Source organism: Variovorax sp. GW821-FHT10B04 (genome assembly GCF_059415645.1).
In genome coordinates, this window is record NZ_JBWKNQ010000004.1 from 476,454 (window position 1) to 497,995 (window position 21,542).

The window sequence follows — 21,542 nt, forward strand, 5'->3', positions numbered from 1 at the left end:
AGTCGTGCCGCTTGGCCCGCAAAGCAGCGCGCTGAAACGGCTTTCCGGCGCGAACGGCTTTTCAATTGCCTGCTCGGCTTCATGGCCGCATGCCGCAGTGCGCGATGTCTTCGCTTCACGAAGTGCATTCGGCCCCCGCGACTGCAGTAGCTGAACCGCGCCAACTGCGACAGCCGATTCGACCACTAGACCGACGATGAGAGCGGCAGTGGCACTGAACCCTAAGAGCGGCCTAAAGCGGGCGTTCTATCCACATGGGCCTGAAGCCGTATCCGCGCCGAACGCTTGGGTGCCGCAGGCAACGGGCTCGATCAGGAACTCGTCATGTCTCTGAGCACGGCTTCACCCGTGCGCGGATTCGTCAAGGTGACGTTCTCGAGTGCCTTGATCCGCCAAGTGGATTCCTGACGCGTGAGCACAGTCAGGATCAAGGTATCGACAGCATGCGGGCCGGCCGGATGGGCGACACCCACCGTAAGACGACTCCAGAAGTGCACCACCGCCGCGGTGTCGCCGATGGTGACGACGTCGATCAATTCGTTCTTCAGCGTGGAATCGCTGTAGATGCCTGCATGCAAGGGCGCATGCAGCTCGACGATATCGGCGATACCGAAGACATAGCGCCCGAAGCGATTCACGAACGTGGCGTCGTCGCGAAACAGGGCTGCGAAGGACGGCATGTCGTGGTTGTTCCAAGCAACTTGGAACGCGGCAGGAACATCTTCGGGTTGTTCGATCTGCATGATGTGGAGGTACGCAAGCGAATGATCGGATGTTCGACTCGGCCGCTGGGATTCTGTCGGGCCCCGAGTGCCGTCATCGTAGTTGAACCCGCTCAGCCCCCAAGCCGACACCCGTCATGGTCCGGAGCAGTCATACCCAAGCAGCCCGCCGCCCCACCGCCCGCCTCAGGCACCCGCACGCCCGTCGTCGTACTCGCCCTGGGCCTTTTCCATCTCCAGCCCATGCGTCAGCGCCCAGTCGTAAAGCGCGGTGAACGGTCGCTGAAGCGACTTGCCGAGCGGCGTGATCGTGTACTCGACACCCACGGGGGACGTGGGCAAGACCTCCCTGCGGACCAGTCCGTTGCGCTCGAGTCGCTTCAGTGCGTCCGCCAGCGCCTTGTGCGTGATGCCATCGAGTCGACGCATGATTTCATTGAAGCGCAGCGGCCCTGCGCAAAGGACGGTCAGGATGAGGACGGTCCATTTATTGGCGATCTGCTCCAGGATCGGCCGTGTCTTCTGCGTGTCGATCGGCATCTTTCCGTTCCAGCCTTTTCCAGAGCGGCTCGCCGCAGGCGTTTCGACGGGCAGCGCTTCGGCCGGTTGCGATTTACTCATGGTTATCTAGGCTAGTCATGGTGCGTTATTGACCGTAAATATACAACTTATATCATTCGGCCAAACCACCAATAACGGCGTGAGCCTCCCGAGAAATCACCATGAACATTGCAAGAAGCCAAAGATCCGCAAGCCAGGGGACCGCCGTCGTCACCGGGGCATCGGCAGGTATCGGTACGGTGTACGCCGACCGCCTCGCTCGCCAGGGATATGACCTTCATCTTGTCGCCCGACGCGGGGACAGGCTCGACGCGCTGGCAGAGAAACTTTCTGAAAAATACGGCGTCGCCGTGCAGACCACCGCCGCGGACCTGACCGACCCGGCGCATCTCGTTGCGCTCGCACAGGTGCTCGCTTCGGATGTGACGCTCGCGATGCTCGTCAACAATGCCGGCGCTTCGGTCTGGGGGCCGATCGCCGATGCCAACCCGGCGAAGGCCGCCGCCATCATTGCGTTGAATGTGACGGCGCTCACGCACCTCACGATTGCGGCGCTCGATCGCTTCAAGGCGCAAAGCCACGGAACGATCGTCAACATCGGATCGATCGCGGCCTTCGGCATATACCCAGGCGTCGGGATCTACAGCGGCACCAAGGCCTACGTCTTCAACTTCACCAGAACCTTGCAGGCGGAGCTGCGCGGCACTGGCATCGTCGTCCAGTTCGTCGCGCCCGGTCCGACGATGTCCGAAGCCCGCCAACTGGCGGGCGGCTCGCAAAGCGATCCGGCGATGGTCATGGCGACCGAGGACTGCGTGGATGCGTCGTTGCGCGGCCTCGCCGACGGCGAGGCCATCAGCGCGCCATCCGTTGAAGACGGTCGACTCGTGTCGGCGCTGAACGATGCCGGGCAGTCGCTTTTCGTCTCTGCGCTGACAGGCAAGCCTGCCTCCCGCTACGCCATGAAGAATTGACTCCGCAGGCGCCAATCGGCGTCGCGGCGAGCGTGCTCAGACGTGCCGCGAGCCGCCGTCGACGGTCAGGATGTGCCCCGTCACATAACGCGCACTGTCGGAGAGCAGAAAGAGCAGCGGGCCGACGACCTCCTCGGGCGACCCCATGCGATGGAGCGGTATGTTGCCCAGTGCCTTGCCCAGCGCATCGGCGTCGCTCTGGAGCCAATGGGTCATCTCGGTGTCGATCAGGCCCGGCGCGATCGCATTGACGCGGATGCCGAGATCGCCGAACTCGACCGCGAGGCACTCGGTGAGATGGGCCACGGCCGCCTTCGACGCACAGTACGCGGCCCGCACGCGGCGCACGCGGAATGCGGCGACGCTGGCCATGTTGAGGATGACCCCGCCCGGCTTCATGGCCGACGCGGCGGCCTGGGCGCCATAGAGCACGCCCTCGACGTTGATCGACAAGGTCGCCTGCATCTGCGAGGCAGGAATGTCGGCGGCGGGCGCCTCCGGAAAGATGCCTGCGTTGTTGATCCAGAGATCGAGCTTGCCGAAGCGCTCGACGGCAAATTCGGCGACCTTCTGCTGCGCCTCGCGGCTGCGAACGTCGACCGTGGTGCCCACCACATCGCCTGCCCCCTGGACATCGCGATGCTCGAGGCCGATGGCCGCGGCGGTCTCGGCCATGAGCGCGGGGTCGATGTCGGCGCCGACGACATGCACACCGCGCCGCGCCAGCGCCGCGGCAAAGCGCGCGCCCATGCCGCGGCCTGCGCCGGTGATGACGGCCACCTTGCCACGCAGGTCCGGGTGGTCGACCGCCATCAGTCGGCCTTCGACGCGGCCGGGATGGTCATGAATGGAAGTGGAGCCGGCTGAAGTCACGCGTTGCTTTCCGTTGCGGTGGCGGCCGGTGCCGCGTCGTCGCGAAGCACTTGCCGGTGAGCGACCCGCCACGTTCCGCGCAGGCGGATCAGCTGGTCGGTCAGGGTGGTGAGGCGGACCAGGCGGCTGAACTCGCCGCGCGGGGTCGCCACGATCTGGAGATAGGCATGGACCACCAGGTGGTCGTCGTCCGCGCCGGGCAGCACGTCGACGTTCGTGATCACGTGGCGGCTCACGGTGCCGGATGCATTGCCGGCGGCAAAGCGCTCCGCGAAGGCCACGAGCTGGGCGGTCCCGGTGGCGGGTTGGGGGTACGACGGCGAGGCGAACACGCCGTCATCGGTGAAGGTCTGCGCCCAGCCCGGCGCATCGCCGCTGTCGATCAACCGGGACTGGCGTGCGTACAACCGCATCACCTGGACCGCGATCAGGTCCGGGACTTCATGTGCTTCGATCTGATTCACTTCAACAGGACTGCAAAATTCTCAAGCTCGAAACTGTAGCGGCGCGAGGCCCGATCGACCGCATCGACAGAGAGATGGATGCGTCACATCCGAATGGGGCAGACGGCGGTGCAGCGCCTCCTAGAATTTTGGTCTCCTTCCAACTGCCTGCCATGTCCTCTGCTGAATCATCCAACCACTCTCCCGCCGTCACGCACCGTGTGGCCCTGATCACCGGCGGAGCAGGCGCACTCGGCCATGCCGTGGCACAGCGCCTCGCCGCGGACGGCCTGCGCGTGGTGGTGGCGGACGTCGACCTGCCACAGGCCGAACGGATCGCCGCAGCGCTGCCCGGATCGGGCCACCGCGGCATCGCCATCGACGTCACGAGCGAAGAGTCCGTTGCCGCTGCGTTCGAGATGGTCGAGACGCAGGTCGGGCCGATTGCCGTGCTCGCCACCTTTGCAGGCGTGGTCGGCAACGCCCCAGATGGCGCGCAGCCCGCGCTGGTCGACACGACACTCGAGACCTGGAACCGCACGCTCGCGATCAACGTCACCGGCTGCTTTCTGTGCGTGCGCGAGTTCGCGCGCTGGCGTGCACGGCAACCCGTGCCGCACGGACGCGTGATCACCGTGTCCTCGTCGGCCGGCCAGCTCGGCGGCTACCAGAGCCGCTCGCCGTACGTGACGTCCAAGGCCGCGGTGCTCGGCCTGACCAAGGTTGTCGCACGCGAGCTCGCGGCGCAGGGCATCACGGTGAACGCGATCGCACCCGGACCGGTGGAAACGCCCATGACCCGGTCCTCGCGCAAGTCGACGGATGCGCAGGTCTCGTACGACGCGATGGCGCTGATGCCCCTGGGCCGCATCGGCATGCCGCACGAGATCGCCGCGGCTGCCTCGTACCTCGCGTCCCACGACGCGGCCTTCGTGACCGGCACCACGCTGGACGTCAACGGCGGCGTCCGCATGCAGTAGCCGTCCATGGCACGAAGCGGTTCCGCTGTCACATGATGATGTGGCTGCGCGGATGGTTCTTCGTTCTTAAAGTCGCCTTCGCGGGGCGCGCCATGCGCCCTGTCCGTTCAAAAAGAGAAAACCATGACAAAGACAATCAACCGCCGCACCGTCTGTGCGGGCCTGCTCTCCAGCGCCGTTGCCATCCCTTCGTTCTCCAGCGCCGCCAGCGACTGGCCCAGCAAGCCGCTTCGCGTGATCATTCCCTTCGCACCGGGCGGCGCCACGGACACCGCGGCACGCATCGTGGGCCAGGAGCTTGCCAAGGAACTGGGCCAGCCCGTCGTGATCGACAACCGGCCGGGCGGCAACAATCTGATCGCGGCACGCGCACTGCTGGCCGCCAAGGACGACTACACCATCATGGCGGCCGGTGCCGATGCGCTGTCCATCGTGCCGCTGCTCTACGACGCACCGTACAAGGTGGACCGCGACTTCACCTTCATCGCATCGATGATGACGGCGCCCTACATGCTGGTGGCGCGTGCCGACTTCCCGGCAAACAACCTTCAGGAGTTCATCGCGCGCGTACGTGCCGATGGCACCAAGCTCAACTACGGGTCCTTCGGCGTCGGCTCGGTGACCCACCTGGCCACCGAACTGATGCTCAACCAGATCGGCGCGAAGGCGACGATGATTCCCTATCCGGCCGGCACGGGCCCCGCCGTGCAGGCGCTGGTGGCCAAGCAGATCGACTTCATCCTGGCCGACGTGCCGGGGTCGCTGCAGTTCGTGCGCTCCGGCCAGTTGCGTGCCTACGCCTGGACGGGTCACGGCCTGAAAGGCGTGCTGCCCGATCTGCCGACGATGGCCAAGGCCGGCCTGCCGAACTACTTCTTCGACCCGTATGTGGGCATCATCGCGCCGGCCGGCTTGCCCGCGCCGGTGGCTGAGAAGCTGAGCGCAGCCTTCAAGAAAGTGCTCGCACTGGAATCGGTGCGCAAGGACTTCGAGGCGCGCGGCGTGGTGGCCAGCTACCTGCCGGGCAGCGGCCTGCGCGAACAGGCGCTGACGATGGCGCAGCAGATGGAGAAGGTCATCAAGGACAACAACATCTCGGTGAAGTAGTCCCCGTTCGCTGAGCGCGCCTTCGTCCGCTCAGGCCGCGTCCGGTCTGGGCACCTGCGCGATCAGTGCGTGCGACAGGCCGCCGTCGATCACGAGGTTGTGGCCGTTGATGTAGGCGGCCGCATCGCTGGCCAGAAAGAGGGCCGCATCGGCGACATGCCGGGGCGTGCCGATCTTGCGCAGCGGCACCAGCCGCTCGCGCTGCTCGCGCACACCGGGGATGGCATAGAACGGTGCGCTGAGCGCCGTCTCGATCAGTCCGGGGCTGATGCAGTTCGATCGCACGCCATGTGGCCCCCACTCCACCGCCATCTGCGCCGACAAGGCCAGGGTTGCGGCCTTGGATGCCGAATAGGCACCGCAACCGCCGTGCGCCTGCGTGGCCGCGATCGAGGCGATGTGGACGACCGCGCCGCGTCCGTTGGCGATCATGGTGCGCGCCAGATGCCGGGCGAAGCGAAAGCCACCCGAGAGATTGATGTCCAGCACCTGCTCCCATTGCGCGTCGGGCAGGTCTTCCAGCGCACCGCGCCGCAGGATGCCCGCGTTGTTGACCAGCACGTCGCACCGGCCGAAGTGCGCGACGACCTCGTCGCAGGTGCGCGTGATCTGCCCTGCGTCCGCCACGTCGCACACGGCGCTGCGGATGTGCAGCGGGGGCTCGGCGCGCGCTGCGTCCTGCGCCAGTCGATCGAGCGTGGCCGGGTCCCTGTCGACCGCCACCACCTGTGCGCCCGATGTGGCAAAGGCCCATGCGATCTCGCGGCCGATGCCGCTGCCCGCGCCGGTGACGACGCAGACCTTGTCCTTGAATTCCATTTTTATCCGTTCGTGCGTGGCACGCGATGTTTCGAACTGCCTGCGTCACATCGCCATGTGATGGCGACCTCTTGCATGTCTACCTAGAGTCGAACACCTACATGATCAACCTGAACAACTGGTTCTGGGACGAGATGTTGAGCCTCGCATAGGCTCGTTTTCTATAGGTAAGAACTGTGTTTCGGCTAATACCCAGATCGATTCCGATGCCCTCGGACGTAACGCCCAGCATGATCCGGATGCATACCTCCACCTCCCTGGGCGAGAGCAGTGGTGCAACCGTTTTCAAGCGCTCCCGTGAACTGTCGATGAACCCGTTGTGCACGCCCGCTGCGGGCGCCGCCGCCGTGTTGTCTCTGGCTTCAAACATGCTTGTCTTCCTTGTAGGTGCAGGTGCGCGAATTTACGAACTGTTCGCCGGGCCGGCCATCGCAATGTCCATTGAATGGACAGCGCAAGGAGCCGCCCGATGACGAAGGACGCGACGCTCCAGGTCGACCTGCTGGTTTTCGGCTCCGGCGCCGGCGGGTTGGCCGCGGCCGTCTTCGCGGCGCAGCGCGGCCTGCGCGTGCTGCTGTGCGAGAAGAGCCCGCAACTGGGCGGCACCACCGCCACCTCGGGCGGCGTGGTCTGGATTCCCGGCAGCCCGCAGGCACAGGCGGCCGGCATCGCCGACAGCGCCGAGGCCGTCCGCACCTACCTGAAGGGCGAAGCCGGCGAGCTCTACCGCGAGGACCTGGTCTCCACCTACCTGGCGCACGGCGTGCCTGCGCTGCAGGCGCTCGAACAGGCCGGCGTTCCCTTCGACCTGATCGGCATGCCCGACTACCACAGCGCGGCGCCCGGTGGCCTGCCGCGTGGCCGCTCGCTGCAGGCGCGCGCCTATGACGGGCGGGAGCTCGGTGCGGACTTCGAGAAGGTGCGCCCACCCATCAGCAACCTGCTGGTGCTCGGCGGCATGATGCTCGGCCCCGACGACGTGGCCAGGTTCGTGCGGCCGTTCGCATCGTTCTCCGCTTTTTCACGCGTGGTGCAACGCGTGCTGCGCCATCTTGGCGATCGACTGCGCGGCTACTCGCGCGGCACCGTCATCTCGAACGGCAATGCCCTGGTGGCACGGATGTTCGCCTACCTGCGCAAGACCGACGCGCAGATCTGGCTGTCGTCTCCGTTGGCGTCGCTGGTCGAAGAAGACGGCCGCGTGGTCGGCGCCATCGTGGCCACGCCGGAGGGGCCGCGCCGCGTCGACGCGCGCCTCGGCGTGGTGCTGGCGACCGGCGGCTTTCCGCACAGCCCGGCACTGCGCGCCGAGTTCGCCCCGAACTTCCCCCACGTGCACTCCATGGCCTTCGGCGCGAACACGGGGGACGGCATCAACGCGGCGCGGGCCATCGGCGGGCAGGTCGACAGCGCATTGCATTCGCCCGGGCTGTGGACGCCGGCCTCCGAGCTGTCGACCTCGAAGCGCCAGGAAACCTTCATCTATGGCTACCTCGACCGTGGCCGGCCCGGCGTGATCGCGGTCGACGGCACCGGCCGGCGCTTCGTCAACGAGTCCAACTCGTACCACGACATCGTGCTGGCGCTGTTCGAGCGCCAGCGTGCCGGCCAGAAGCACTGCTACTTCATCTGCGACGCCGACTTCGTGCATCAGCGCGGCCTGGGTGCCGTGCGGCCCTGGCCCTGGAACCTGGTGCAGATGCCGCAGATGCTGCGCGACGGCTACCTGCTGCGCGCCGACACGCTGGCCGAGCTGGCCGCGCGCGCCGGCATCGACCCTGCCGGACTCGAAGACGAGGTGCGCCGGCACAACGCGTTCTGCGCGAGCGGCGTCGATACCGATTTCGGCAAGGGCGAGACGGCCTACAACCATTCGTGGGGCGATCCGTCCGTGAAGCCGAACCCGAACCTGGCACCGATCGCGCGCGGCCCGTTCTACGCGCTCGCCATCGTGCCCGCCACGCTGGGGACCGCGATCGGGCTCAAGACCGACGCACAGGCCCGCGTCGTGGATGCGAGCGGAGCGGCGATCCCGGGCCTGTACGCCTGCGGCAACGAACTCGCGTCGATGATGCGTGGCGCCTATCCGGGCGGCGGCATCACGCTGGGCCCCGCGATCACTTTCGGCCACGCCGCGGTCAGCCATGCGCAGGCCGCGCACCCATGAGCCGTTGAGCCAGGACGCGCCCGCGCCCTGCGCGGCGCGGCCCGAACGGCTGTTCGTACAGGGGGCATTCACGCCGCTCGACCGGGCTAGACTCGGCGCCATGGATGCGCCCAGCCCCCCAACCCGCAGACCACGATCCGGCGCCAACAACGACAGCACCATCGGCCGGGCCGCACACCTGTTGCGCATGCTGGCAGTGGCGGGCGGGCACGGGCTGGGGCTGTCCGAACTCTCCACCTACGTCGGCTTGCCGCATCCCACGGTGCACCGCCTGCTGGGCCAGCTGATCGACGAGGGCCTGGCCCGCCGGGTCGAGACCTCGCGCCGCTACATCCTCGGTCCCATGCTGTTCGAGCTGGGCCTGGCGGCCGCGCCGCATTTCGAGATCCGTCCGCATTGCAAGCCCTACCTGATGCAGCTGGCCGAGAGCACGGGCGAGACCGTCTACCTGACCATCCGCAGCGGCGACGAGGCGGTCTGCATCGACTGCTGCAACAGCGCCACGGCCGACTCGCGCGTGCTGCTGGTGATGGGAACGCGCTGGCCACTGGGCGCCGGTTCCGGCAGCGTGGCCATGCTCGCGCGCATGCCGCGCGAGGAGCGCGATCACATCGTGTCGCTGTCGCTGCCGCGCCTGCGTGGGCCGTACAACGTGGGCAAGGACGACTTCGTCACCGCCATCGAAGAGGCCTCGCGCACCGGTTATGCGTTTCTCCGCAACCGCGTGGCGCTGGGCGATTCGGCCGTCGCCGTCGCACTGACCGGCGACGGCCGCCCCGTGGGTTCGGTCACCGTGGTGGGCCCCAACCACCGCATTCCGCACGCACGCGCGCCGGAGATCGCCCGGCAGCTGCAGCAGGTCGTCGGGCAGATGGAACTGCGGCTCGCCCCGTACTTCGCGAGCCTGGCCTCGGAATGCGATGCATTGAGCGCCGCGGGCTTTTCGAAAGCGCGTCGACCCGCCTGAAGCGACCCGCCTCGGACCTTGCCGAGGCCGCCGCTGCGCCGCCGTTTCTCCATTCCGCCAGAGGAAAGGCAGGAGCGAGTGGCGCCTAGAATTGATCGACAGCCCGCCGGCACCGTCACCGTATGCCCTGCCTTTCATTGCGTGTGCACGGCAGGCCCAATTCGATCACCTACTCGCTCCGACAACAATGAAAAGACTGGCCACCCTCGTAGAAGGCTTGGACGAGATACTCAACGGCGGTTTGTTCGAAGGAGGCGTCTACATCTTCGAAGGCCCCCCGGGCGTCGGCAAGACCACGCTGGCCAATCAGATCGCCTACACCCTGGCTCGGCGCGAGACACGGACGTTGTACGTCACGATGCTCGCCGAGTCGTATGCACGCATGTTGCAGCACATGGAGCAGCAGATCTTCTTCGACCATCAGGAGGTCAACGCGAAGGTCTTCTATGTCAGCGGCTACCGTGAGCTCGAACAAGGGGGCCTGAAGGCGGTGGTCGAACTGCTGCGCGGCGAACTCGTACGTCACCGTGCATCGCTCCTGGTCATCGACGGCCTCGTGGTTGAAACCCTGATCTCGAGAACCAATGAGTCTGTGCGCCAGTTCGTGCACGAACTGCAAAGCCTGGTGAGTGCCATGTCTTGCACCTGCCTGGTACTGACCAGCGGCGATGCGAATGGCAATGCGCTGAGCGCGGAGCAGACCATGGTGGACGGTATCTTCTCGTTCGAAGACCATGGCTTCCATTGGCGGGCCGAGCGTCGCATCCAGGTTCGCAAGTTTCGCGGCAGCCAGATCATCCGAGGACAGCACACGTTCTGCATCTCCAATCAGGGATTGCAGATTTTTCCTCGTCTCGAGAGCTTGCCCTTGATCGATGGAAACGCGAAGCTGGGTCTCGATTCGATCTCCACCGGCCTTCCTGCGCTCGACGCCGTCCTACGAAACGGTGGTGTCTTTTCCGGCAGCGCGTCAGTCGTCACGGGCCATAGTGGTGCCGGAAAGACCACGCTGGCGCTGGCTTTCGCCGCTGCTTCGGTGCCCGCATTTCCCGGACTGCTTCTATCCTGTACGGAGTTGGGCGGCGACCTGCGCCGGATGGGGTCGGCGACGGGTCTGCCGGTCGAAGAAGCCGTGAGCTCCGGCGCACTCACAATCAAGAACCTGGGTCACGAAGACGAGTCGATGGATGAGATGGGTCATAAATTACTGAGGCTCGTCGATGACCTGAAGGTCCGCCGGCTCGTCCTCGACGGACTGGCGGGGTTGGCAGATACGCTGGCGTTTCCAGAACGGGGCTATCGCTTTCTTGGGCGACTGCTGTCGGAACTCCGTCGCCGTGGCGTGACGTCGCTCTTCACCGTGGATCCGGATGCGCTGGCGGTTGCCGCCGGCACACCGCTCGCCGAGGGCGTCGTGGGCTGGTTCGACAACGCGTTCACCTTCGAGTCGATCACGCACGAAGCGAAACAGGCCGACCAACGCCCCCTGTCCATCATGAAGATCCGCGGCAGCCGCGCCACCCAGGCGACGGTCAATGTCCATCTGTCTTTGCCCAACACGCCTGCGGCTGTTTGAACGAGGTCCGTCCCGATGAAACTGGTTCTGATCGTCGAGGACGAGTATGGAAATGCCGAGGTGCTGCAGCTGCTGCTGGAGGCCGAAGGCTACCGGGTGGCCGCAGCGTCGAACGGCAAGGCTGCGCTTGAATTGCTGGAGGGTGAGCCACCCGTGCTCATCCTGTCGGACTTCATGATGCCCATCATGAACGGCGCCGAACTGGGCGAGGCCGTGCGTCAGAACGCCGCGCTTTGCCACATCCCTTTCGTTTTCATGAGTGCGACATCCGAGGACGTGGTGCGGAGGTCGTTCCGCAACTATGACGCGTTCCTGGTCAAGCCCTTCAACCTCGATTCGATGCTGTCGCTGGTGGAACGTCTGATCGCCGAGGGACGGCCGCCCAGCACCACCAACGAAAAGGATGGTGATCCGATGCGCCACCTGCTGGACGGTTTCCGCCTGCCGCCCGGCGATTGAGCCGTCCGCAGGCGAATCCCCGCTACGCCGTCATCCCGCCATCCACGTTGTGGATCGCCCCGGTCACGAAGCTCGACGTCGGCCCGAGCAGCCAGTACGCCACGTCGGCCACTTCATCGGCGCTCGCGGCGCGGCCGAGCGGCTGCTTGCTGAAGTGCTGCTTCAGCAGGCTTTCGACCTCGTCCTCCGACCGCCCTTCGGCCCGGAAGGTGCTGCGCAGCAGCGGTGTGTCGATCGGCCCCGGACAGATGGCGTTGACCCGGATGCGGTACGGCGCGAACTCCAGCGCCGCCTGCTGCGTCGCGCGGATCACCGCGGCCTTCGACGCGCCGTAGATCGCCAGGCCCGCGTCCGGCCGGCTGCTGCGCTGGCCCGACACCGACGCGGTGTTGACGATGACGCCGCCGCCCTGCGCCCGCATCACCGTGCCGACCGCCTGCAGGCCCAGCATCATGCCCAGCACGTTCACGCCGAACACGCGATGGAAGTCCTCCTCGCGGAAGTCCAGCAGCGAGGCCTGCGGGCCGACGATGGCGGCGTTGTTGTGGAACAGGTCGATGCGGCCGAAGCGCTCGAGCGCCGCCGCGACATAGCCCTGCACGTCGGCCTTGCGCGCCACGTCGGCCTGCACGGGCAGCAGCCGTTCGCCAACGGATGCGGCATGGGCCGACTGCGCGCGGTCGAGTGCCGCCGCGTCGCGGTCGACCAGCACCACGCGTGCGCCCGCGCGCAGCAACTGGCCGGCGAGCGCAAGGCCGACGCCGCTGGCGCCGCCGGTGATCACGGCCACCTGGCCGTCGAAAGAGGAAGTCATTCAGGGTCTCCTGCAACAGATGCGTGGTGGCACGGGCTCGATCAACGTTCGGGCATGGCGATGACGACCTTGCCGACATGCGCGCCGCCCTGCAGCCGCTCGAAGGCGGCGCGGCTCTCGTGCAGCTCGAACACGCGGTCGATCACCGGCCGAAGCGTGCCGGCATCCAGCGCGTCGACCATCCGGACGAAGCTGTCGCGCGGGCCGACGAACATGCCCTGCACGCGGACCAGCCCGCCGATCAACTGGCGCACCGGCACGTCCGAGGCCATGCCGCCGACGAAGCCGACCACGCCCACGAAGCCGCCCAGCGCGGTGGCCGCGACCGACCGGCCCAGCGTCGCGCCCGTGGTCTCGACCACGATGTCCACGCCGCGCCCACCGGTCGCCGCGCGCACCGCAGGTACCCAGTCGGGCGTGCGGCGGTAGTCGATGCCGATGTCGGCGCCGAGCGCCCGCAGGCGGTCGAGCTTGTCCTCGCTGGACGACAGCGCGATCGCGGTCGCACCCGCGGCCTTGGCGAATTGCAATGCGAACAGGGCCACGCCGCCGGTGCCTTGCGTGAGCACGGTGCTGCCCGCGCGCAGGCCGCCGGCCGTCAGCACCGACCAGGCCGTGAGCGCGGCGATGGGCAGCGTCGCGGCCTCTTCATGGCGCCAGCCTTCGGGTACACGCACGGCATCGCCTTCGGCCACGCACACGTACTGCTGCAGCACGCCGGGCAACGGTGCGCCGAGCGTGCCGGCGCGCTGCGTGGGCGTCGGCAGGCCCGACTGCCAGCCGGGCACGAAGACCGTCATCGCACGATCGCCGACGCGCCACTGCGTGACGCCGGTGCCGAGCGCGACCACGTCGCCCGACGCGTCAGAGCCCGGCACGAAAGGCAACGCGACCGGCGACGCGAGTCGCCCGGACACCGCGAACAGATCGCGGTGGTTCAGGCTCACGGCCCGCACGCGCAGCAGGATCTGGCCCGGGCCTGGCTGCGGCACGGGCACGCCGTCAGCGACGGTCAGCGTGTCGATGCGGTCGCCGTGCAGCTGCAGCGCACGCATGGTGGAAGGCAGGATGTTCATCGGCGCGCAAGCGCTCAGCGCATCGACATGCCGCCGTTGATGTCCAGCGTCGCGCCGGTCACGAAGCCTGCGCCGGGCGACACCAGATACGACACGGCCGTCGCGATCTCGTCCGGCGTGCCGATGCGCCCGAGCGGTACCTGCGACAGGCCGAGGTACTTCTGGTCGCCATTCCCCTCGGCCACGGTCTGCGCCAGCATGGGCGTGTCGATCGGGCCGGGCGCGATGGTGTTGACCGTGATGCCCAGCGGCGCCGCCTCGCGTGCCGCGACCTTGCTCAGGCTCAGCACCGCGCCTTTCGACGCGCTGTAGGCCGCGCCGCTCTGCTGCCCGCCGACCTGCCCGGCCAGCGAGGCCACGGTGACGATGCGGCCGTGTTCCACCCGCACGCCGGTGGCACGGCGGCGCAGCATCTCGCGCACGCACAGGAAGGTGCCGCGGCCGTTGACGGCCATCAGCCGGTCCCACTCGTCCATGCCGAGTTCGACCAGCGGCAGCCGGCCGGGGCGTGGCGCGGTGCTCAGCAGTCCGGCGAAGCAGGCCAGCACCGCGACCGGGCCGAGCTGCGTCTCGACCGCCTCGAACAGCGCCTGGACCGACTCTTCCTGCGCCACGTCGACCTGCAGGCCGAGGTGGCCCGCCCCGATGCCGGCTGCGGCCTCGCGTGCGGCGTCGGCGCGCAGGTCGGCGATGGCGACGGTCAGCCCGTCGGCCGCGAGCCGTCGTGCGGTGGCCAGGCCAAGGCCGCTGGCGCCGCCGGTGATGAGTGCGATGCGTGTCATGGGGATCGTCCGGGATGGAAATTGCGGTTCAGGTCAGTCCGCGTCGGGATGCGCGTCGGTCCAGCACTGGACCATCGCGTCGCTCACGTAGGCGCTCGATGTCTGGCCGCCGTCGACCGCCAGCACCTGGCCGTTGACGAAGCCGGCGTCGTCGCTGCACAGGAAGGCCGCGGCACCCGCGACCTCTTCCGGCAGGCCGGGGCGGCCCATCGGCGTGGTGCCGACGATGGTGGCGTAGAAGCGCGCGGTGTGGAGCCGCGCCGCGGTCTGCGGCGTGGCGATGATGCCGGGCGCGATCGCGTTCACGCGGAGGCCCGCGCCGGCATAGTCGGCCGCGAGGTTGCGCGTCAACCCGATCACGCCGGCCTTGGCAGTGGAATAGACGGCCTGCCGTCGATAGCCCTGCACGCCGAGCGTCGACGCGATGTTCAGCACCACGCCCTTCGACGCCAGCAGCGCGTCGAAGGCCGCGCGCGTCAGCCGGAAGGTGCTCGTCAGGTTGACGCCCATCCACTTCTCGTAGTCGGCCTCGGTGGTCTCGTGGAAGGCCGGCGCGTTGCCCAGGCCCGCGTTGTTGACCAGCACGCGGATGCCGCCGAAGGCCTCCAGGCAGGCGGCGACGATGGCCGCGGGCGCAGCCGCATCGGTCACGTCGGCGACGAGCGTGCGCAGGCGCTCGGACTGCGGCAGCGCGGCCAGCACCTCGGGGTTCTTGTCGACCGCGAGCACGTGCGCGCCTTCTTCGTGCAGCCGCAGCGCGATCGCGCGGCCGATGCCGAGCCCGGCACCCGTGACGATGGCCGGCCGGCCAGTGAAGCGGTCCTTCATAGCACCTCGAACACGTCGTAGACCGGCCCGTTCGGCTCGCGCGTGCCGGTGCCGATGGCGATGCGGTCGTTGAGCCAGCGCAGCTTGGGCGCCGCGGTCTCGAACTGCACGAGCACGCGAAAGTAGTCCGCGCCGCGCGGGATCGGCTCGCGGTTGACGATCTTCTGCATGAGTTCGGGCGGGCCGTTGCGCCGTCCGTTGTAGGTCATGTAGATGAGTTCGCCGGCGTCGGTTTCGAGCACCAGCCGCACATCGAGATGCAGGCCGCCGTCGGGCCGTTCCAGCACCACGTCGGCGCCGCCGGGCAGCACCCGGCCGCGCAGCCGCTCGCCTTCGAACTGGCCGCCGGACACGCACATCACGCGCCGCGTGTAGCCCATCGGCACCGCGCCGACGAGCTGCGCGGGCGCATCGACTTCGGCCTTGATCGTGAACAGGTGGGTCAGTGCAATGTCGGTCATCGCGGGCTCAGTCATAGCGCTTGCGGATGTCGCCGATCAGTTCGATCAGCGCCTTCGGCACGTCGCGGCCTTCGCGGATCGCCTTCTCCTTGCAGTCGACCCACAGCTTGAGGTCCTCGTAGCCCTTCTGCGTGTGGCGGTTCCACTGCGCGTCGAGCGGCGTGGTGATCTCCAGGCGCACGCCGGCCGGGTCATGGAAGTAGATGCTCAGGATCAGGCCCTTGTGGTCGGTCGGTCCGACGACTTCGATGTCGTTGGACTTGAGCCACTCGTACCACTTCATCACCTCCTCGCGGTTGGCGGCCTGCAGCGCGATGTGATTGAAGATGTCGTAGGCCGGATGCGTCGACTTGGCCGGCGCGGGCACGCCGGGCGCCTCGAAGAACGCGAGCGTCGAACCGTCCTGCATCCGGAAGAAGATGTGGAAGTACGGGATGTCGTCGCCGGTCGACGGGATCGAGTCGTCCAGCACGGTGCTGGCGAGTTCCATGCCCATGATGCGGGTGTAGAAGTCGGCCGTGGCCGCCACGTCGTGGGTGACCCACGCGGCGTGGTTCAGCATCACGGGCGTCAGGCCGGGGTTGGCCTTGGCACTGGCCGGCACGGCGGCGCGCAAGGGTTGCGGAGCGGTGGTCTGCATGTTGTCTTCTCCTGTGTGTCGGTGGCTTCAGATCGACAAGACGATCTTTCCGAAGTGTTGGTTGGCGGTCATGCGCGCAAGCGCATCGGCCGCCTGCGCAAGGGGAAAGCGGGCATCGATCGGCAGGCGCAGCCGGCCTGCGCCGAGCGCCGGGCCGAGGTCGGCCAGCATGCGGGCGTTGAGCGTGCGCACCTCGTCGACCGAACGGCTGCGGAAGGTCACGCCGACATAGGTGAGCCGCCGCAGCGAATGCACATTGAGGTCGACCGGCACGACGATGCCGCCGAGCCGCCCGACGTTGACGATGCGTCCGCCGATCGCGGTGGCTTCCATCGTCTGGTTGAAGCGCGCGCCGCCGACCATGTCGACCACCACGTCGACGCCGCGGCCTTGCGTCGCGTCCTGGATGGACTTCACCCAGCCGTCCGATGTCGAGTCGACCGCATGCGTGGCGCCCGCCTCGAGGATGCGGGCCTGCCTGGACGCCTGGGTCGAACTGCCGATGACGACCGACGCGCCGAGCTCGCGTGCGATCTGCAATGCCATCAGCCCGACACCCGACGTGGCGCCGTGGATCAGGATCGACTGGCCGCGCTGCAACTGCCCATGCGTGACGACGGCGTCGTGCATGGCCTGCAGCGCCAGCGTGAGCACGGTGGCGTCGTCGAAGGACAAGCTGTCGGACGGGATGCGGCAGGCGCGGCCCCAGTCGGTCACCGCGTACTCGGCATAGGCGCCGGCACCGGTGCACATCACGCGGTCGCCGATCGCATGGCCTTGCGCCTCGGCACCGAGGCCGACGACCTCGCCGGCCCATTCCATGCCGATGACCTTGTCGCCGCCGTTCGCGAGGCCGACCAGGTCGGCGCGGTTCAGGCTGGCGGCACGCACGCGCACCAGGATTTCGTTGGGCCTGGGCTGCGGCACCGGCACGTCCTGCAGGCGCGCGCCGTGGGCGGTGGCGAGCACCGCCTTCATCGTGGTCGGGGTCATAGCTGCGGGTCCGCGATGCGAACGGTGAGTCCGTCGCGTTCTTCGGTCATGAGGAGCTGGCACGAGAGCCGGCTGTTGGGTTGCCGCGGCGCGGCGGTGTAGTCGAGCATCTGGGCCTCGGCGGGCGACGGCTCGTCGAGCAGCGACAGGTACTGTTCTTCGACGAAGACGTGGCAGGTGGCGCAGCTCATGGCGCCGCCGCAGTCGCCGACGATGCCTTCGATGCCGTTGACGGTGGCGGCTTGCATGAGGCTGGTGCCGACGGCCACGTCGACCTCGGCGCTGGCCCCGTCGGGCGAAATGAAGATGGCTCTGGGCATGTAGCGATTCCCTGTGATCGAGCCCGCACTGTCCGCCCGCGGCCCTGAAGCGTCAGTCCCCTTGGCAGGGGACGGATGGCAACGCCCGGCGCCGCCACACTCGGCGCCTCGTTGCGCAGGGGCATGCCTTGCTGCGCGTTCGCAGGCTCACCACGGAGACATCGTTCGCATGCTGCAATCCATTGCCATCGTTGGCGCAGGCCAGGCCGGCTTTCAGGCGGCCGCGTCGTTGCGCCAGGAAGGCCATACCGGCCGTCTCGTGCTGATCGGCGACGAGCCGGGTCTGCCTTACCAGCGGCCGCCGCTGTCGAAGGCGTACATGCTCGGCAAGACCGATGCGGAGGGCCTGCTGTTCCGGCCGCAGAAGTTCTTCGATGAGCATGGCATCACGCGGGTGTCGGGACGCGCCGCCGCGATCGACCGCACCAACCGCCACGTCGCGATGGCGGACGGACGCACCATCGCGTACGACCACCTGGTGCTGGCGCTCGGCGCGCACAACCGCATGCTGCCGGTGCCGGGCGCCACGCTCGGCGGGGTGTTCGGCCTGCGCACGCTGGCCGATGCGGCGGCGGTGTCGCAACGGCTCGCGGATGCACGCAACGTGGTGGTCTGCGGCGCGGGCTTCATCGGGCTCGAGTTCGCGGCGGTGGCGCGCGCGCAGGGCTGCACGGTGCATGTGCTCGAACTGGCCGACCGGCCGATGGCGCGCGCGGTGTCGGTCGAAACGTCAGCCTGCTTTCGCGAGGCGCACGAGGCGCACGGCGTGCGCTTCGACTTCGGCGAAGGCCTGTCGCACATCGAGGGTCGCGAAGGCCACGTGACCGGTGTGGTGACGACCAGCGGCACGGCATTGCCGGCCGACCTGGTGATGATCGGCATCGGTGTGCTGCCCAGCGTCGCGATCGCGGCCGAGGCGGGCCTGGACATCGACAACGGCGTGAAGGTCGACAGCGACCTGCTGACGTCCGACCCCGCGATCTCCGCCATCGGCGACTGCGCGTCGTTCCCGAGCCGGCATGCCGACGGGCGTGTGCGGCTGGAGTCGGTGCAGAACGCGGCCGACCAGGCACGCTGCGTGGCGGCACGCCTGATGGGCAAGCCGCAGCCGTATGCGGCACTGCCGTGGTTCTGGTCGGACCAGGGCGACATGCGGCTGCAGATCGCGGGCCTGTCGCACGGCACCGACGCCACGGTGGTCGTTGGCGACCGGGCCGGACGCCAGTTTTCGGTGCTGCGCTTTCGTGGGGACCAACTGCTGGCGGTGGAGTCGGTGAACAAGCCCGGCGATCACATGGCCGCGCGCAAGCTGCTTGTGCGCATGCCTTCGTTGACTGTGCGGGAGGCTGCTGTGGATGGGTTCGATCTGCGGGGGTTTGAGGTGGCTTCGCGGTAGTTGCGTTGGTGGTTCGTGGTTCGTGGTTCGTGGTTCGCGGTTGGGGTTGGGGTTGGGGTTGGGGTTGGGGGAAGGCGTCGGCGAGTGGGATGTCTTTGGGCGGCAGACGTCTCCGGTCCTTCGGACTTCGCTGCTGCTCCTCGCGAAAGGCGGGGTCCGCAGAACTCGCTCCACTGCGTTGCGCTCAAACAGCTGCGGCCCTGATCCGCCTTTCGCTGCGGTGCTCGCCGGAGCCTCAACAGCCGCCCAAAGACATCCCACCCACCGACGCCCGACACGTCTGTTGTGCATCCGAAAGCCGAACACCCACCTGCGCTCGCTTCCAACGATGAGCCTTCGCGAACCGCGGCTCAGCCAAGACGCGCGACCTGTGCGGCTCATTGAGGTGCACACACCGTTCGAACACCCCCGAGCGCCCGGTATGCGGTGTGGGTCAGGCGATTCCCTTCTGCGCCGCTGAGGAGCGCAGCTTCAGGCGGATCAGGGCCGCAGCTGTTTGAGTGCAGGCGAAGCCGGAGCGAGTTCTGCGGACCCCGCCTGAAGCGAGCACCGCAAGGAAGCCCGAAGGGCCGGTGCAGCGGGTCGCCTGGCCCACACCGCGTACCGGGCGCGTCCCACCAACGTCACGACTTCACCGTTCCAACGTCACAACCACGCTCGCAACAAAACAACCATCAACGTCATCACCGCCGACCCACCTTCCCACTCAACCGCCGACGCAAAGACCGCACCAACCCCACGAAGCCCATCGGCATCACATACACGGACAGGATCAGGAACAGCGCATAGATCGCCGACGGTGCCGACTTGGAGATCTGGTCCGCCACGTTCGGCACGAACTGGATGAAGATCGCGCCGATCAGCGCGCCCCAGATCGTGCCGAGGCCGCCCACCACTGCTCCCACCAGGAAGAAGATCGACACGAACATGCCGAAGCTGTCGGGCGCCACGAAAGCCGCCGCCACCGCGCCGAGTGCGCCCGCGACGCCGGTGTACAGCGCGCTGATGCCGAAGGTCAGCGCCTTCACATAGGGCACGTTGATGCCCATCGCCGAGGCCGCGATCGGCTGCTCGCGGATCGCGATGGTGGCGCGGCCCAGTCGGCCGCGCAGGATGTTCCAGGCCAGCAGGAACATCAGCGCCGCGATCGCCAGCGTCACGCCGTACAGCCATTGGTCGGGCGAGATCTTCCAGCCGAAGGGTGCCTCGGGCTTCATCAGCACGATGCCCTGCACGCCACCGGTCCAGGGCTCGAGCAGCTTGTACTTCAGCAGTTGCGGCATCGCCAGCGCGAGCGCGAAAGTCGCCAGCGCCAGGTAGTGGCCCTTCAGCCGCAACGCCGGCCAGCCGAACAGGAAACCGAAGACGAAACAGACCAGCGCCGCGGCCGGCAACGTCGCCCACCAGGGCACGCCGCCATGCTCGATCAGCAGCGCAGCCGTGTACGCGCCGATCGCGTAGATCGCACCATGCCCGAGCGACAACTGGCCGTTGTAGCCGACCAGCATGTTCAGCCCCAGCACGGCGATCGCCATGATCAGCGTCATCGTGGCCTGGAACACGCGGTAGTCGGACACGCAGAAAGGCAATGCGATGGCCACGACCAGCAGCAGGCCGACGCCCCATGCATCCTTGAGCGATGGCTTGCCGGCCGGCACGGCATGGGGCCGCGCCGCAGCGACGGCGGATGGAAGAACAGCGGACATCGTCAGACCCTCGTCACGAGTTTGCGGCCGAACAGGCCGGACGGGCGCACCAGCAGCACGCCCACGATCACGACCAGCGCGACCGACAGCTTCAGTTCCGTGCCGACCACATAGGTGCCGGCCAGGTTCTCGACCACGCCCACGATCACGCCGCCGACCACCGCGCCCCAGGGGTTGTCGATGCCGCCCAGCAAGGCCGCGGCAAAGGCGTAGATCAGGATGCCGCCCATCATGTTCGGGTCGAGGAACACCACCGGCGCCACCATCAACCCCGCCACCGCGCCGATGACCGCCGACAGGCCCCAGCCGAGCGACAGCATCAACGACACCGGAATGCCCGACAGCCGGCTCGACACCGGGTTCTCGGCCGCGGACCGCATCGCCAGCCCGACCCGCGTGAAGCGCAGGAAGGCGTAGAGCACGCAGACCACCGCCAGCGCGACGCCGATGGTGCCCAGCTCGTGCGCCGAGATCAGCGTGGTGCCGAACGGCGCCTTGGCCGGGAACGGGCTCGGAAAGGTCTCCAGCTGGTGGCCGAAGATCCATCCGGCCAGCGAGTTGATGCCGACGAACAGGCCGATGAAGACCACGATCACCGACATCTCGGGCGCGTCCTTCAGCGGGCGCAGCACCACCCGCTCGATCAGCATCCCCAGCACCATGCCGAAGGACACCGTGAGCAGGAAGGTCGCCCAGTAGGGCATGCCGGCCTTCACGCACAACCAGGCGATGAAGGTGGAGAACATCGCCATCTCGCCCTGGGCGAAATTGATGTGGTGGGTGGACTGGTAGATCATGACCAGCGCCAGCCCGAGGCAGGCATAGATGCCGCCCATGGCCACGCCGGACGCGATCTGCTGCAACAGGTTGAACATGCG

The 21,542-nt window shown here is 67.6% G+C and carries 25 protein-coding genes; 9 read left to right on the plus strand and 16 right to left on the minus strand.

Annotated elements, in window-relative coordinates; genetic code table 11:
• Positions 1 to 311 precede the first annotated feature (311 nt).
• Both AC07PZ_RS13330 and AC07PZ_RS13335 read right to left on the minus strand, forming a co-directional pair.
• Positions 312 to 743 carry an SgcJ/EcaC family oxidoreductase gene (locus tag AC07PZ_RS13330; protein WP_495295569.1) on the minus strand — a complete coding sequence of 144 codons (432 nt, stop codon included), beginning with the start codon at positions 741 to 743 and terminating at the stop codon, positions 312 to 314.
• A 165-nt stretch (positions 744 to 908) separates the two neighbouring features.
• Positions 909 to 1,343 carry a winged helix-turn-helix transcriptional regulator gene (locus tag AC07PZ_RS13335; RefSeq protein ID WP_495295570.1) on the minus strand — a complete coding sequence of 145 codons (435 nt, stop codon included), beginning with the start codon at positions 1,341 to 1,343 and terminating at the stop codon, positions 909 to 911.
• A gap of 101 nt (positions 1,344 to 1,444) precedes the next feature.
• Between AC07PZ_RS13335 and AC07PZ_RS13340 the strand changes: the two genes are divergently transcribed.
• Positions 1,445 to 2,257, plus strand: a complete 813-nt coding sequence (locus tag AC07PZ_RS13340; protein WP_495295571.1) for an SDR family NAD(P)-dependent oxidoreductase — start codon at positions 1,445 to 1,447, stop codon at positions 2,255 to 2,257.
• 36 nt (positions 2,258 to 2,293) lie between these two features.
• Here the strand turns inward: AC07PZ_RS13340 and AC07PZ_RS13345 are convergent, their stop codons facing one another.
• Complete coding sequence (locus tag AC07PZ_RS13345; protein ID WP_495295572.1) at positions 2,294 to 3,130, minus strand: SDR family NAD(P)-dependent oxidoreductase; 837 nt, start codon at positions 3,128 to 3,130, stop codon at positions 2,294 to 2,296.
• Positions 3,127 to 3,594, minus strand: a complete 468-nt coding sequence (locus AC07PZ_RS13350) for a nuclear transport factor 2 family protein (RefSeq protein WP_495295573.1) — start codon at positions 3,592 to 3,594, stop codon at positions 3,127 to 3,129. The genes AC07PZ_RS13345 and AC07PZ_RS13350 overlap by 4 nt, the downstream gene beginning before the upstream one ends.
• 152 nt (positions 3,595 to 3,746) lie before the next feature.
• Here AC07PZ_RS13350 and AC07PZ_RS13355 point away from each other — a divergent pair, with 152 nt between their 5' ends.
• Positions 3,747 to 4,553 (plus strand): SDR family NAD(P)-dependent oxidoreductase, encoded by an 807-nt coding sequence (locus AC07PZ_RS13355; RefSeq protein WP_495295574.1) that lies wholly within the window; start codon positions 3,747 to 3,749, stop codon positions 4,551 to 4,553.
• 123 nt (positions 4,554 to 4,676) lie between these two features.
• Positions 4,677 to 5,660 (plus strand): Bug family tripartite tricarboxylate transporter substrate binding protein, encoded by a 984-nt coding sequence (locus AC07PZ_RS13360; protein ID WP_495295575.1) that lies wholly within the window; start codon positions 4,677 to 4,679, stop codon positions 5,658 to 5,660.
• A gap of 30 nt (positions 5,661 to 5,690) precedes the next feature.
• Here the strand turns inward: AC07PZ_RS13360 and AC07PZ_RS13365 are convergent, their stop codons facing one another.
• The gene (locus AC07PZ_RS13365) at positions 5,691 to 6,479 is read right to left on the minus strand and encodes an SDR family NAD(P)-dependent oxidoreductase (protein ID WP_495295576.1); all 789 of its coding nucleotides are present in this window, start codon (positions 6,477 to 6,479) and stop codon (positions 5,691 to 5,693) included.
• Between the two features lie 97 nt (positions 6,480 to 6,576).
• The gene (locus AC07PZ_RS13370; protein WP_495295699.1) at positions 6,577 to 6,711 is read right to left on the minus strand and encodes a helix-turn-helix transcriptional regulator; all 135 of its coding nucleotides are present in this window, start codon (positions 6,709 to 6,711) and stop codon (positions 6,577 to 6,579) included.
• 7 nt (positions 6,712 to 6,718) lie between these two features.
• On the opposite strand from AC07PZ_RS13370, the gene AC07PZ_RS13375 reads away from it, so the two are divergent.
• The 5 genes from AC07PZ_RS13375 (at position 6,719) to AC07PZ_RS13395 (ending at position 11,648) form a co-directional block, all read left to right on the plus strand.
• A complete protein-coding gene (locus AC07PZ_RS13375) occupies positions 6,719 to 6,952 on the plus strand; it encodes a hypothetical protein (protein ID WP_495295702.1) in 234 nt (77 codons plus the stop codon).
• Positions 6,949 to 8,646, plus strand: a complete 1,698-nt coding sequence (locus tag AC07PZ_RS13380) for an FAD-dependent oxidoreductase (RefSeq protein WP_495295577.1) — start codon at positions 6,949 to 6,951, stop codon at positions 8,644 to 8,646. The genes AC07PZ_RS13375 and AC07PZ_RS13380 overlap by 4 nt, the downstream gene beginning before the upstream one ends.
• The gene (locus AC07PZ_RS13385) at positions 8,624 to 9,613 is read left to right on the plus strand and encodes an IclR family transcriptional regulator (protein ID WP_495295578.1); all 990 of its coding nucleotides are present in this window, start codon (positions 8,624 to 8,626) and stop codon (positions 9,611 to 9,613) included. The genes AC07PZ_RS13380 and AC07PZ_RS13385 overlap by 23 nt, the downstream gene beginning before the upstream one ends.
• A 187-nt stretch (positions 9,614 to 9,800) precedes the next feature.
• Positions 9,801 to 11,189, plus strand: coding sequence for an RAD55 family ATPase (locus tag AC07PZ_RS13390; protein WP_495295579.1), 1,389 nt, complete (start codon positions 9,801 to 9,803; stop codon positions 11,187 to 11,189).
• 15 nt (positions 11,190 to 11,204) lie between these two features.
• On the plus strand, positions 11,205 to 11,648 hold the full coding sequence (locus AC07PZ_RS13395; RefSeq protein ID WP_495295580.1) for a response regulator: 444 nt from the start codon (positions 11,205 to 11,207) through the stop codon (positions 11,646 to 11,648).
• Positions 11,649 to 11,670: 22 nt separating this feature from the next.
• Here the strand turns inward: AC07PZ_RS13395 and AC07PZ_RS13400 are convergent, their stop codons facing one another.
• The 8 genes from AC07PZ_RS13400 to AC07PZ_RS13435 are packed head-to-tail and all read right to left on the minus strand — an operon-like array spanning position 11,671 to position 17,562.
• Positions 11,671 to 12,462, minus strand: coding sequence for an SDR family NAD(P)-dependent oxidoreductase (locus tag AC07PZ_RS13400; protein WP_495295581.1), 792 nt, complete (start codon positions 12,460 to 12,462; stop codon positions 11,671 to 11,673).
• Positions 12,463 to 12,503: 41 nt separating this feature from the next.
• Positions 12,504 to 13,538 (minus strand): zinc-dependent alcohol dehydrogenase family protein, encoded by a 1,035-nt coding sequence (locus AC07PZ_RS13405; protein ID WP_495295582.1) that lies wholly within the window; start codon positions 13,536 to 13,538, stop codon positions 12,504 to 12,506.
• A gap of 14 nt (positions 13,539 to 13,552) precedes the next feature.
• Positions 13,553 to 14,320, minus strand: coding sequence for an SDR family NAD(P)-dependent oxidoreductase (locus tag AC07PZ_RS13410; protein WP_495295583.1), 768 nt, complete (start codon positions 14,318 to 14,320; stop codon positions 13,553 to 13,555).
• A 33-nt stretch (positions 14,321 to 14,353) separates the two neighbouring features.
• Entirely contained in the window at positions 14,354 to 15,148 is a 795-nt protein-coding gene (locus tag AC07PZ_RS13415) for an SDR family NAD(P)-dependent oxidoreductase (protein WP_495295584.1), read from the minus strand.
• On the minus strand, positions 15,145 to 15,609 hold the full coding sequence (locus AC07PZ_RS13420; protein ID WP_495295585.1) for a DUF3237 domain-containing protein: 465 nt from the start codon (positions 15,607 to 15,609) through the stop codon (positions 15,145 to 15,147). Before AC07PZ_RS13420 ends, AC07PZ_RS13415 begins: the two co-directional genes overlap by 4 nt.
• 7 nt (positions 15,610 to 15,616) lie before the next feature.
• Entirely contained in the window at positions 15,617 to 16,249 is a 633-nt protein-coding gene (locus tag AC07PZ_RS13425; RefSeq protein ID WP_495295586.1) for a VOC family protein, read from the minus strand.
• A gap of 27 nt (positions 16,250 to 16,276) precedes the next feature.
• Entirely contained in the window at positions 16,277 to 17,242 is a 966-nt protein-coding gene (locus tag AC07PZ_RS13430) for a quinone oxidoreductase family protein (RefSeq protein WP_495295587.1), read from the minus strand.
• On the minus strand, positions 17,239 to 17,562 hold the full coding sequence (locus tag AC07PZ_RS13435) for a 2Fe-2S iron-sulfur cluster-binding protein (RefSeq protein WP_495295588.1): 324 nt from the start codon (positions 17,560 to 17,562) through the stop codon (positions 17,239 to 17,241). Before AC07PZ_RS13435 ends, AC07PZ_RS13430 begins: the two co-directional genes overlap by 4 nt.
• A gap of 169 nt (positions 17,563 to 17,731) precedes the next feature.
• On the opposite strand from AC07PZ_RS13435, the gene AC07PZ_RS13440 reads away from it, so the two are divergent.
• Positions 17,732 to 18,958: an NAD(P)/FAD-dependent oxidoreductase gene (locus tag AC07PZ_RS13440; RefSeq protein ID WP_495295589.1), complete on the plus strand. Its 1,227-nt coding sequence runs from the start codon at positions 17,732 to 17,734 to the stop codon at positions 18,956 to 18,958.
• A 683-nt stretch (positions 18,959 to 19,641) separates the two neighbouring features.
• Here the strand turns inward: AC07PZ_RS13440 and AC07PZ_RS13445 are convergent.
• On the minus strand, positions 19,642 to 20,664 hold the full coding sequence (locus tag AC07PZ_RS13445; RefSeq protein ID WP_495295590.1) for a branched-chain amino acid ABC transporter permease: 1,023 nt from the start codon (positions 20,662 to 20,664) through the stop codon (positions 19,642 to 19,644).
• Positions 20,665 to 20,666: 2 nt separating this feature from the next.
• Positions 20,667 to 21,539 carry a branched-chain amino acid ABC transporter permease gene (locus tag AC07PZ_RS13450; protein WP_495295591.1) on the minus strand — a complete coding sequence of 291 codons (873 nt, stop codon included), beginning with the start codon at positions 21,537 to 21,539 and terminating at the stop codon, positions 20,667 to 20,669.
• Between the last annotated feature and the right edge of the window lie 3 nt (positions 21,540 to 21,542).